We start from the raw sequence: 12875 nt of genomic DNA, 5'->3' as shown, positions 1-12875 counted from the left end.
CTATTATTTTTTAATGAGTTTTTGGGTATGCATTTTTTCAGAGGTAATGACTTTAATTATATAAACACCTTTCGGGTGTCTGCTTAAATCAATGACCTGCTTGTGTTTTCCTTTTTCAAAATTTTGCAAAGGAATGTCCTGAACTATTTTGCCTTGCAAATCGTATAACAAGATTTGAATTGGTGACTTTTCGGTCAATTCGAATTGTACATTTAAGAAATTATTGATAACAGGATTAGGATACACCACTATGTTTTCAATCATAGGAATCGTTTGATCAGCGATTGGATTTTTCAGCATGGAATCAATTTCCCGCTTACTGAAAGCTCCCATAAATTCTAAATCACAATCTATATGTGCATAAAAATTGGATCCGTAATCTGCTGTAAAACCACTATTTCCCTGAGGTATTAAATCAATTTTAGAATAAGCTTCATATTCCACCAAATTTTCATCTGAATTTTGATTTGCTACAGGCTCAATGATATTAGATGCAGTGATATAATCAGCTTTTAAGTGTAATCCTTCTTCATACTCGGTAAGGATATTATCTTGATTTTGATAAAGAATGATTTCATCTTCACAGAATGAAACCCCTGAAACAATAAGTGAAAAATTTTGCCCACTACTAACGCAGGTATTTTCTAATTCTCCTTTATGGGTAATTTCAATTCTGAATACGCCACCGTCTTGAGGCAAATGTTCTACCGGAATTTCAATTTTCTCAATATTATCTACATTGTTAATGCCTCTTGTTGCAGGAGCATTAAGGAGATTTACATCATTAGTGATACCATCAAGTCTTTTCCATGGATAAAGAATATTATTTCCGTTTACGGTTATTGCACTCTCATTCCCATTAGAATCAAGTCTGATTAATCGGATGTCCAAATCATTTACTAATTTATGTGTAATATCATCAATAACAGCAGGTAACGTGACTTCTCCTTCCGGGTCAGTCCAAGCTAAAGTAACTATAAGAGGTTGATATCCGTTAGAAACTATATTTAATTTAAATTCCTCACCATTTTTTAAATTCTCTTCACGAATAATGGTACTTTTTCCTCTTTGGCTTATTATTTCTGCTGCTGAAACAGCATTCATTACGCCCCATCCATATTTATAATCAGGACCTGCTTCACCTACTTCATCTGCTGTATGAATAATTAAACCGCGAATACTCGAAGACCATAAATAAGGTACTTCAAAAGGGTCAAATAAATGTCCAAACTTTTCTTTATAATATTGTTGCAATAATGTAATGGCTCCAGACACTCCAGCTGTTGCCATGGATGTTCCTGAAAGTAGCCCATAAGCACTGTTTGAACTTTCAATTGAAGAATAAACACTATGGCCGTGAGCTGTTATATCGGGTTTTATACGGCCATCGTCAGTTGGCCCCCAACTACTGTAAGGAACTTCTACTAGATTAATATTATAAACCGGATTTGATTCTGATGGTTCATCTTTTGTAAGATCAAATGCAGAAACAACCAACACGTTTTTTGATGTACCGCTACTTTCTAACAAATCAAATCCTTGTTTAGCATTCACCTGAGGAACGACTACAGGAGAGTCATCTCTTACATTTCCGGCGGGTTTTACAATCTGAAGGTATGGTGCGGCACACATAACAGCATCCCATTCTTGAGAATAAGCAGAGTACCTTCCATAATTAACAGTATCCAATGGGGCAGGTGCATATCCAAAACTTGTATTGGCTACTAATAAACCTGCAAGAGCTTCAGTTGCCATTTCAGAGGCAGCTAAATTCCAATCATACGCTTTTATTTTAGATTCAAATGCAACACCTTGCACATTTTCTTGATTTGGGGAACTTACGTTTGTTTGCTTACCTATCAGAGTTCCTGCAATATGAGTTGCATGACGATCTACTCCCGACAATTGTCCGGCAGCATAGGTAATTCTAGTATTACCTAAAATCTGATGTGGTAAGCGTGGGCTTTTTGGTTCCCATAAACCTATTATCATTCCAAGTCCCGTCAGATTAAAACCGTCAAAACCAGAATGAAGAATGTTAGTTCCCAGCGTATTGACTACATTTTGATTCATAGTTTGTAAGTAGATGGGGGCGCCCAATTCATTGGTTCCGATTAATTGGGAAAATGTCCCGTCGTCTCCCTCAATGAATTCTTCGTAGCCATTTCTTATAAGCCGAGCAACTTCACTTCGCTGAAATAAATTTTCTTTTTCATTCTTCTGAATGATATTATGAAGTTTATCTTGATTGATATTTTGAGAAATGGCCGTCTTTTCTGTTTGATTTTGCCCGAATACGATGTTAGCTATCCCTGAGAGAAGTAATAATCCCCCTTGTACTAATAATCTTTTCATGATTTTGAGTTTTTAGGGAATTATTTATTTGACTCTAACTGCTCAACTCTTTTTAATAATTCTTCAAGCAATATTTGTTGCTCTTGATTTTCTTTTTGAAGATTTTTTGTTTCTTCTTTTAAGTCATAATTTTCTTTATATAAACCAATACTGTAAAGTGTCAGTTCTTCAATTTTTTCCAGCAACTTTGCATCCATTTCGCCTAGATCAATACCATCTTTCATAACCTCAGATGCAGTAGGAATGTTGGGCAAGTGTTTGTTTTTCAAAATAAATTTCTCCAACTCGTCAATGTTCATTAAATCGTAATCATCATTAAACACATAATCTGCCCAGTCATTGGTACTGGCTAACTCAACTCTTACTTTTTCTGTTTTAATACCATTTTTTACGATTAACTGATAATTTGCATTCTCAATGTTGGAAAATACTTGAGCTACATTTGTGAAGTTTCCAATAGCTATTTTTCCATTATGTCCATAAATCCAGTTTCCTATATTTAATTGATTACTAGCACTGTTTGAAATAGGAGCGTTTATTACAATATTCGGAGTAACAGTAAGATTTTCACTTCCTATCATAATATTGTTTGAACCTGTTGTTAAATTTTTCCCAGCATTGTATCCAATTCCTATATTTCTTGTTCCAGTTGTAATTCCGGTTGTAGCAGTATAATAACCTAAATGAATATTATATTGACCGGTGGTAACTTTATTTAGTGTTCCATTTCCTAATGCGACATTATAGTTACCGGCAGTAGTAGCAGCAACCAATGCATTGTTTCCTACCACGACGTTTTGTATGCTTGTAGTTCCTGTATTCATGGAATTGTTCCCTATTACTATATTGAGATTTCCTGTTGTATTATTTATCATGGAATTCACACCAACAACTGAGTTTTCATATCCCGTAGTGTTTTTATAAAGTGAATTAGCTCCAAATATTGTATTTTTATAACCTGAGGTATTGGCTTTTAGTGAACCTAAACCTACAACTGTATTTAAAACATTTTGTCCAGCGGGATATAGGCTGACCGGATCATTTCCACCTCCTAAATATAGATTAAGATTGGTAACAGGTGTCGTATCTGAATTATGAAAAACGAAGCGTCCGGAAATATTTATTTTAAGCCTTTCTGTATTATTAGTTTTGATCACTAAAGGTTGAGAATCAGTTGTTCCTAAAAAATTAATTGACGGATTGGTTGCAGGGTTTCCTGTTAGAAGCCATCCACCACTGCTTGACCCAACATCAACTCTAACCACCTTTCCTGTGGAGTCTACACCAATTGGCATCGCTCCTTTAGTTGGGCTGTTTCCTGAAGTAAGTTGAGTTAATTTCAATCCACTGTTACCCAAAGGATCAAAAGTAGAGGATCCCGCATTAATTTCCAAAGTTGTAGTCGGACTAAGTGTACCGATTCCTACATTTCCATTGGTTAATATGTTTATACCTAAGATGCTATTTTGAGGATTTGATCCGTGAGTCATATAAAGTCTATTTAGCTGAACTAAGTTTCCCGTTGCTCCTATACCTCCCCACTTAATAAGTGAAGGTTTTTTTTCTTTGTAGAAATCTATACCTTCCTTCCAAGAAGAAGTAGCAGGATAAATCATATCAATCATGTTATCCATTATTTCTATTTTTCCACTATAAATTTCGTCAAAAATTCCATGATCTCCAGTCACTCCACCTGATGCCTGAATATTATCTGAAACTTGTAGACTTCCATTTATTGTAGTTGTATCATCTATTGTAATTGTTCCACCCGCATTATTGTTTCTTATAACTCCTCCATTAATAAAAAGATTATTTCCATTACCTAAAACAGCATTACCCGTAGGAACAGGAAATACATTCTGAGCATATGCAAAACCTGCAAAGAGAATTAAAACGTATAGAATTGATTTTTTCATGATAAGCTTATTTTTGAGAAATTTATATGTGAATTGAAATTGTTATTTAATGATGCCAATGAATGATATCCATATCAGGAATTGAGTCTACTCTAGCTCTGTTGTTCAATTCATTGCTTTTATTTGTTTTATCAAAGGAATCAGAAAAATCTCTTTTGAGATTAGAAGATTTTGAATTCTCAAATTCTTTAATTGGAATTTCATCATCGCTTTCACAAGCAATAAAGGACAAGAAAATACCAACAAACAGAAGATTTTTTTTCATAATTTAAAGTTTAGTAGTCTTCAAATTTAAAATTATAATATACTGTAAAACAAAATGTTAATGTTTCAATCAATGAATTATTAAGTAATGATTTATAAATTATTCCCTAATAAATAAATCCTTATATAACTGATTTATAATGTCTAATGATGATATTCGATTTGTTAATATCAATGTTAAAGATTTATTAAAAAAAATGATTAATTTGCTAGCTAGGAATTTGAATACAACTCAAAACATTATGATGAACCATACTTTTTTAGTTATATGTGTATTTTTTTTGACAACATTTAATTCATTTCCAGCTTATTCTCAGCATAAGAATTCCAACTTTCCGGAAGGATTTGATCAGTTGAGAAATAAATACATGAGATATGAAGAAAATGATACAGCTGCATTCAAATATTTGCAACAATTTTTAAATAAATCATCGAAAGAAAAAAATTTCAGACAATTATCAAGAGGATATATTGATGCTATATATTTCTCAAAAACAAATAAACTGGAATATGCCGATAGTGCTATTGCGGCAGCGAATTTTAGTAAGCAAGAAGATTTTATTGCAAGAGCATATTTGTCAAAAGGAAGTATTTATTATTTCAATTATAAACAATATCAAAAGGCTTTGAATGAATATCTGAAAGCTCATAAGTTTGCAGAAAAATCTGATGACGATTATCTAAAAAATAGAATAATTTATCAATTGGCGGTCGTGAAAGGATATTTAGGTTACTATCCTGAAGCTATTGAATTGTTATATGGTTGCATTGATTTTTTTGAAAGCAAATATAACAATCCGGAATCCCACCCTAATATAAAATTTAATCATCAAAAAGGCTATTTGAATAGCATCCATCAATTAGCTCAATTTCACTTTAATAATGGAGATAATGCAAAAGTTGATTCCCTGGTAAGGATTGGTTTAAGTCATACACCATCGACTGAAGCATTTAGCCTGGAGCAAAGCTCTTTTTATAAATTAAAAGGCATGCATTACTATTCAGTTAAAAATTATTCAAAAGCTATAGAATACTTAAAAAAATCCATGCCTGAAATAGTTCGTATAAATGACTTCGCCCAACTATCTATCATTCATTTTTATTTAGGTAAATCATTTATCAATATGGGGAATGAAGATGAAGGGATTGCACACTTGTATAAAATTGATTCAATATTTAGCAAGGAAAAGTTTCTATTACCCGAATTAAGAAATACTTATGAAATTTTAATCTCACATCATAACAAAAGCAATCAAATACAAGAAGAACTTTATTATACAAATCAATTACTAAAAGCAAACCATTACTTCTTATCCGATTTTAAGTATTTATCGCAAAGAATATCAAAGGATTATGATAATTACAATTTATCGCAACAAAACAAGGTTTTATATACAAAAACCAATAGATTCTTACTCTTATTAATTTTATGCATAATCGGAATATTTCTATTGATTCTAAAAGTTTATTTGCAGCGCGTTAAACAAAAAAAGATAATTGATAGTTATAATAAAATTATTACAGCTTTGAAAAAAGAAACAGGTTTTTTGAAGCCAAACAGTATTGATATTCCTAAATCCAAAAGTAACATACAAAACTCTGAACTTTTAAAGGAAATTTTGCAAAAATTAGCGTTTTTTGAGTCCAGCGAAAAATATTTGGATTCCGAACTTACGCAAGCAAAATTGGCAGTACACTTCAAAACTAACACAAGTTATTTATCCCAAATAATAAATGAATATAAAGATATGAATTACAACGATTACATAAATACGTTGAGAATAAATTATATCACGAAACAACTATATATAGATAAAAAGTACCTAAACTATTCTATAGAGGCATTAGCAGAAAAGTCTGGATTTAGTTCTCGTCAGGTTTTTTCAAATGTATTTTTTAAAATCAATAATTTGAGGCCTAAAGATTTTATAGTAAATAGAAAAAATGAACTGGCAAAAGTTAAAGAAAATGTGATTCAATGATATTCTAAGATAAAAGTTCTCCATATTCTATTGTTCCAAATCTTTGTGATTGAGAGGAAATATTGCCTATTAGAAAACCAATCAATCAAAGAAGAAAAATAGAGAAGCTGAGCTTTCTATTCTTTCCAGAAAGATTAAATAGCTAAAAAAAGACCGATCGCGATATTCAAATTTTAATGAAGCACGGTGTTATTCACATAAAAAATCAGCAATACATTTTGGTAATGAAAAGTATATTTTGCTTGTAAAAGAGCAGTTTGCGCACTCAATAAACTATTTTTCGCTGAAAAATATCCATAAGCATCCACCATTCCTTGACGAAATTTCTTTTCCGTTTTTTCAAATGATTTTTGTTGTGCAATTACATTTTGTTCTCCTGATAACCAGCTTTCGTAAGCATTTTGTGTTTGCAGATATGCTTCGCTCAAAGCTTTGTAATAAGCTTGTTTTTGCTGTTGGTTTTGTAGTGCTGTCTGCTCAAATTCAATTTTGGCTTGTTGAATTGCAGTTCTGGTCTGGAATTTATTTAAAATCGGAATGTTGATGGAAAGCCCCAGAAAATGATTTCTATTATTTTTAAGCTGGTCTTCAAAAGCAGCTGTTTCCAAATCTACATAAAAAGATGAAAGAGAATAATTTCCATTGATTGTCGGTAAGTATCTGCTTCTCATTTCCTCCACAGATTTCTGTTTTATTTCCAGTTGAATTTCTGCAGATTTCAGTTCAGGTCGCGATGTTAATCCCGTTTGGTACAAATCTGAAAGCGAATCTGAAACAAGAAAGGGATCTAATGTTTCTTCGGGAATGAAATTTACATCTTCTCTTAAATTCAATAAATTCTGTAGGTTTAATTTTGATAATTCATATTTGTTAACAGCAACCAGTAAAGTTTGATTATCTGCAGTTTCATTCGCTTGTAATTCATATAAATCGCTCTTGGCTTTGTTGCCTAATTCTACTTCTTTTTCGATTCGTTTCAAATGAGTCCTTGTATTTTCCAATTGTTGTTGTGCTAATTTTATCTGTTCATCATCGAATTGAATTTGATAAAACATCTGTACGATTTGAATGATTAATTCATTCTTTTTAATTTCCAAATCATAAATAGCCTTTTCTTTTTGAAGTTTTGCAGATTTGATTCGTATGAAATTTCCCCAGTTGAATAATTCTAGGTGAGTTGAAAAATTAAAAGAATTGGAACGAATGTCTGAGCTGACACGTGAATTGGTAGTAGGGTCGATCACAGAGCCGAAATTGTATTGGTTATCAGCATACAGAGATGCGGAGGGAATCAATTGTCCGTAAGCGCCTATAATTCCCTTCTCATGAAATTCCTGATTGAGAGCTGTTTCTTTTATGACCAAATCATTTTCCATTGCATATTGAATGCATTCTTTCAGCGACCAGTTTTTATGCTGGGCTTGGAGAGCGATGTAGTTTAAAAAAGTTATGATTATGATTAATTTTTTCATTTAAATTTAATATTATTCATATTTCAAATATTTCACAGAATTGCTTCTTGTAGCTTTAAAAGCTCTGATAGAAACCACGAATAATGCTAGACACAACAAGACAATCAAACCCATGACATAAGGCCATAACGGCATATCAATTCGGAAAACAAAGTTTTCCAGCCATTTCTGCATCAAATAGAAAGTTATCGGAATACTGCACAAAATAGATATCGCCGCAATAATGATGTATTTTTTGCTGAACATAAAGACAATATTTCTTTGTGACGCGCCCAATGTTTTTCGGATGGAAATTTCACGCATACGTTGCTCAATGATAAAAGAAACAAGTCCGAATAATCCAAGCAATGCAATTGTTATGACGGTTATAGTAAGGATGAAAAATATGATTTTTTGATTTTGATATTGTTGATAGGTTCTTGCAAACTGTTGATCTACGAATTTGTATTGAAAAGGATAACCCGGTTCTATCTGTGTTTTCCATCTTTTTTCGATTTCTTCCAAAGTTGATTCTGTTTTTTCAGGATTAATTTTAAATAATACAGCCTGTAAATTATATTTCTGCCAGCTCACCAATTTCCAATGATAAAATATAGTAGGTCTTATCTCATTTTGAAATCCTTCTACGAAATAATCCTGAACAACACCAACAATTTTAAACTTCTGATTGTTCATGCCAGATTGGACTTCCGCACCCAAAGGTTCTTTCAATCCAAGCTCTTTCACCAGTTTTTCATTTGCCAGAATATTTTGCAGGGTATCTGAAGATATTTCCGGCGAAAGCTTGCGCCCTTTGACCAATTTAACTTTCAATAAATCAAGATAATTATAATCCATAGCGCTGTTGGTCGTTTGAACCGATTTACCCAAATATTCTAGATTGCTGGAATTACTGCTGATGTATCCCGGAACGCGCATTCCGGAGGATATTTCCTCAATGCCATCAATGTTTTTAAACGATTGTTTGATTAATTCATATTTATTGTATTTCAAGGTATCTGTATAATTGTTAAAGTACACCACAATAGTCTGGTCTGCATTGAAGCCCAAATCGCGGGTCATCATATAATTTACCTGAAGGTAAACGATCAAACCTCCTATAAAAAAGAAAGCAGAAATGAAAAATTGAAATCCCATCAAGGCATTTCTTACCCAAACACCTGATTTGCTTCTGGAAAAATTTCCTTTGAGTACTTCTAAAGGCTGAAACTTAGATAAATACAGTGCTGGGAAAAGCCCGGAAATCAAAATGACAAACCCTAAAACCAAAGACAAATATCCCAGCATGGAACCGAATTCCAGTTTTAAACTTTTATTGAGGTAATCGTTATAATATGGCAAGATAATTTCAGATAAAGCAAGCGCCAACACAAACGCAAATACACAGAGAATAAAACTTTCAAACATGAATTGAAAAATCACATTTTTACGTTGTGCTCCCAACGCTTTTCGGACACCCACTTCTTTGGCACGTTTCATCGCATTAGCAGTCGATAAATTGATGAAATTTACACAAGACAGAAGTAAGATTACAATAGATAAAGCAGTCATAATGTACAAAAGAGAAACATTTCCTTTGCCCATCGTACCGCCATCTCCGAGGGAAAACAAGCGCATTTCGCTCAATTTGTCAAATATCATTTTTGTCTCACCAAACTTTTCTATATATTGTTCTGGTGTAACTCCGCCTTCTTTTGAATTTGGAAGAACCTGATTTACATAAAAAATTTCATGATTAATCTTTTTCATCAAATCAGGAGAATAACTTTCAGGCTGTAATTTCACGTAAAGCTTGTATTGGTAATTTCCCCAGGCAGTTGAATAGTCTCGCCAAAGTTCATCCCAATTCAGTGCAATCACAGCTTCCGGCAGTTCAGATGAAGCTGCTTCATTGTCAAAGACGCCTCTTACTATGTATTCTTTGTCCTTAATTTTCAGGATTTTCCCCAAAGCAGATTGATTCTCAAAAAGCTGAGTAGCCCATTTTTTTGAAATCGCAATATTCTGCTGGTTGTTCAATATATCTTTAGAAGAACCTTCTATAAATTTAAATGGGAAAAACTCAAAGAAATTAACAGTTGCCGGTAACAATCCATCTAGATAAGCTGATTTTTTCCCTGATTGCACCAAAGCACTTCCCATCCAGTTGATGTAAAGATAATCTTCAACTTCAGGAAAAATCTCTTTCATTTTTGGACCTTGCGGAATGGTTCCCGAAGACCAGAAATCTCCGCTGCCCATATCATGAACAACCTGATATACATTTTCTTTCTGTGGATTCCATTGGTTATAGCTCAGCTCGTCTTTCCAGTAAAGAATTGTGAGGATGACACCGACCATACCAATGGTCAACCCAAAAATATTGATGAAAGCCGCCAGTTTATTTTTGGCAAAATTTCTAAATGCTATTTTTATCCAGTTTTGTAACACAATCTTTTATTTTTAGTTCTTAATTTTAAAACTATTCGTATTTAAGGTATTTAACTGCATTTGTCCTCATGGCATACATTGTGCGGATTTTGATGATGGTCAACACCAATGAAAAAAGTACAATCAGGCCCACAACAAACGGCCAGATCGGAATTTCAATTCTGTAAGCAAATTCTTCGAGCCATTTTTGTAATAAATAATAGGTGAGAGGTATGCAAAGCAGAAATGAAATTGAAGCAATCACCAAATATTCTTTTCCGATAAGTCTGATTAAATTTCCTTGGGAAGCACCTAAAATTTTTCGAATCGAAATTTCTTTCATTCTTTGTTCCACCACGAGTGAAATCAATCCAAAGAGTCCGCATAACGCAATGGAAATCGCAATAATAGTAAGAATGGCGAACAAGTTTTGCTGTCGGGTATATTCTTTATAAGTATTTGCAAATTCCTGATCGATAAAATGGTATTTGAAGGGATGCCCTTCTGTTTCAATTTCTGATTTCCACTTGCTTTCGATTTCAGCCAAAGTTTTTTCTGAATTTTCTGAGTTAATTTTAATCAATGCGTAATTCATTTGATTTTTAGCCCATGGAATCGTGTTCCAATGAAAATAAACTACAGGATCGATTTCAGTTTGAAACCCTTGCACAAAATAATCTTTGACAACTCCGATGATTTTAAATGTTTTTTCAGCTGGTCCATATTCAATTTCAGCTCCTATCGGATTTGTCAATCCTAACCGCTGTGCTAAAGTTTCATTAATCAAAATACTAGAGATGGTATCTGATGCATATTTTTCAGAAATGTTTCTTCCCTGTACTAATTTCAAATCAAGAATTTCCATAAAATTGAAATCCATCGCCCCAGATAATGCCAGATCTACAGTCTTTCCTGTTTTGATATCTTTAGCAGCACCGCCAATATAGTTTGCCGAAGCTGGAATTTGAAATCCGCTGCTTACATCAACTACTCCGGGTATTTTTTTGAATTCCTGTTTAATTACATTGTATTTCTGGTTAGAACTTCTTTTGGAAAAATTAATTGCTACGACCTGATCTCCTTTGAAACCTAAATCTTTTTTGGACATATAACTTACCTGAAGATAAATTACAATTCCTGCAATTAAGAAAAACAACGAAACGATGAATTGAAGCCCGAGCATCATATTACGAATCCATATTCCCCTGCTGCTGCGTGTGAAATCTCCTTTTAAAACATTAAGCGGTTGGAAATTTGAAAGGTATAGTGCTGGAATAATTCCCGAAATCAAAGTTGTAAGTAATAAAATTAAAAGTAAATCAAAGTAAATTTTGAAACCTTCTATTTTTAATTCTTTCTCAAAATACTCATTGAAGTAGGGGAGTAAAATTTCAGATAAAGCCAAAGCAAGAACCAATGAAAATAAGCAAATGATTACATTTTCAAATACGAATTGAAGCACAAGTTTTGAACGGGATGCACCGAGCGTTTTTCTTATTCCTACTTCCTTTGCTCTTTTGATGGAAGAAGCGGTTGTAAGATTGATGTAATTAAAAGCCGATAAAATCATAATTACTGAGGACAGTCCGGTAAGCAGATAAAGCATGGTTGCGTTTCCTTTCTCAGCTCCGCCGCTTCCGGAAGCTTTACCAAATAAACGTATGGTTGAAAGTTGATCCAAAGCCAATTTGCTGTTGCCATATTGATCCATATACTCTTTCACAGAAATGTTCTGATTTTTAGCAAAAGGTTCTATGGCATTCTTCAGGATAATCTGATTGTAAATTCTGTTTTCGAGAGATTGAATGTCAGTTCCTTTTCTGACTTTGATGTATATACCAATTTGATAAGTTCCCCAGTTGCTGCCATTGTCTTTCATGTTTTGTTTCCAATCTATAGGAGTGACAGCCTTAGGCGAAACGGAGGAAATTCCCGGGATACGGTAAACTCCTTTTACGATGTATTCATTTTGATTAATGTTTAGTTTTTTACCAACCGGATTTTTTCCATCGTAAAGTTGATTCATCCAATCTTCTGAAATAACAATACTTTGCAAATCAGAAAGAGCACCTTTTGCATTTCCATGAATGAATTCAAATGGGAAAAAATCAAAGAAATTAGGTGTGACCGGTAAATAATTTTCTAAGTACAATGAGCGGTTCTCTGTTTTTACCACAGCATTTGAAAGCCAGGAACAAGCCATGAAATCTTCAACCTCTGAAAAGGTTTCTTTAATGGTTGGGCCTTCCGGAATTGAAGCAATTGACATATAGGTTGCTTTGCCGCTCCAGTCAAATTGATGCCCGATGGAGTAAATTTCTTCTCTGTTGGGATTCCATTGGTTGTAATTCAATTCATCATTCCAATAAAGTGAAACGAGAATGATGCCGACCATTCCAACCGTCAGCCCCAATATATTTATCATCGTGAAAAATATATTTTTACGAAAAGAACGAAACGCTATTTTAATCCAGTTG

Annotated in this window: 7 protein-coding genes; 1 reads left to right on the top strand and 6 read right to left on the bottom strand. The window is 33.3% G+C overall.

All coding sequences use genetic code 11. The features are described from left to right. Positions 1–3: 3 nt before the first annotated feature. Genes B8977_RS04770 through B8977_RS04760 form a run of 3 tightly spaced genes read right to left on the bottom strand, consistent with a single transcriptional unit; the run spans position 4 to position 4536 of the window. Positions 4–2355 (bottom strand): S8 family serine peptidase, encoded by a 2352-nt coding sequence (locus tag B8977_RS04770; RefSeq protein ID WP_084016532.1) that lies wholly within the window; start codon positions 2353–2355, stop codon positions 4–6. A 20-nt stretch (positions 2356–2375) separates the two neighbouring features. Further along, positions 2376–4271, bottom strand: coding sequence for a cell division protein ZapB (locus B8977_RS04765; RefSeq protein ID WP_084016531.1), 1896 nt, complete (start codon positions 4269–4271; stop codon positions 2376–2378). A gap of 46 nt (positions 4272–4317) precedes the next feature. After that, a complete protein-coding gene (locus tag B8977_RS04760) occupies positions 4318–4536 on the bottom strand; it encodes a hypothetical protein (RefSeq protein ID WP_084016530.1) in 219 nt (72 codons plus the stop codon). A 241-nt stretch (positions 4537–4777) separates the two neighbouring features. Here B8977_RS04760 and B8977_RS04755 point away from each other — a divergent pair, with 241 nt between their 5' ends. Beyond that, positions 4778–6517, top strand: a complete 1740-nt coding sequence (locus tag B8977_RS04755; RefSeq protein WP_159447451.1) for a helix-turn-helix domain-containing protein — start codon at positions 4778–4780, stop codon at positions 6515–6517. A 173-nt stretch (positions 6518–6690) separates the two neighbouring features. Here B8977_RS04755 and B8977_RS04750 read toward each other — a convergent pair whose 3' ends face one another. The 3 genes from B8977_RS04750 to B8977_RS04740 are packed head-to-tail and all read right to left on the bottom strand — an operon-like array spanning position 6691 to position 12823. After that, positions 6691–7989: a TolC family protein gene (locus B8977_RS04750; protein ID WP_084016528.1), complete on the bottom strand. Its 1299-nt coding sequence runs from the start codon at positions 7987–7989 to the stop codon at positions 6691–6693. Positions 7990–8001: 12 nt separating this feature from the next. Next, a complete protein-coding gene (locus B8977_RS04745; protein ID WP_084016527.1) occupies positions 8002–10419 on the bottom strand; it encodes an ABC transporter permease in 2418 nt (805 codons plus the stop codon). A 31-nt stretch (positions 10420–10450) separates the two neighbouring features. Beyond that, entirely contained in the window at positions 10451–12823 is a 2373-nt protein-coding gene (locus B8977_RS04740) for an ABC transporter permease (protein ID WP_159447450.1), read from the bottom strand. Between the last annotated feature and the right edge of the window lie 52 nt (positions 12824–12875).

The organism is Moheibacter sediminis (genome assembly GCF_900176425.1).
GTDB lineage: Bacteria > Bacteroidota > Bacteroidia > Flavobacteriales > Weeksellaceae > Moheibacter > Moheibacter sediminis.
The sequence above is the reverse complement of the archived record's forward strand: the minus strand, read 5'-3'. Positions and strand labels throughout refer to the sequence as shown.

Excerpts from the sequence above, each read along its gene's own strand:
- B8977_RS04740 (WP_159447450.1), bottom strand. The coding sequence starts at position 12,823 with ATGATAAATATATTGGGGCTGACGGTTGGAATGGTCGGCATCATTCTC.
- B8977_RS04770 (WP_084016532.1), bottom strand. The coding sequence starts at position 2,355 with ATGAAAAGATTATTAGTACAAGGGGGATTATTACTTCTCTCAGGGATA.
- B8977_RS04750 (WP_084016528.1), bottom strand. The coding sequence starts at position 7,989 with ATGAAAAAATTAATCATAATCATAACTTTTTTAAACTACATCGCTCTC.
- B8977_RS04765 (WP_084016531.1), bottom strand. The coding sequence starts at position 4,271 with ATGAAAAAATCAATTCTATACGTTTTAATTCTCTTTGCAGGTTTTGCA.
- B8977_RS04755 (WP_159447451.1), top strand. The coding sequence starts at position 4,778 with ATGATGAACCATACTTTTTTAGTTATATGTGTATTTTTTTTGACAACA.
- B8977_RS04760 (WP_084016530.1), bottom strand. The coding sequence starts at position 4,536 with ATGAAAAAAAATCTTCTGTTTGTTGGTATTTTCTTGTCCTTTATTGCT.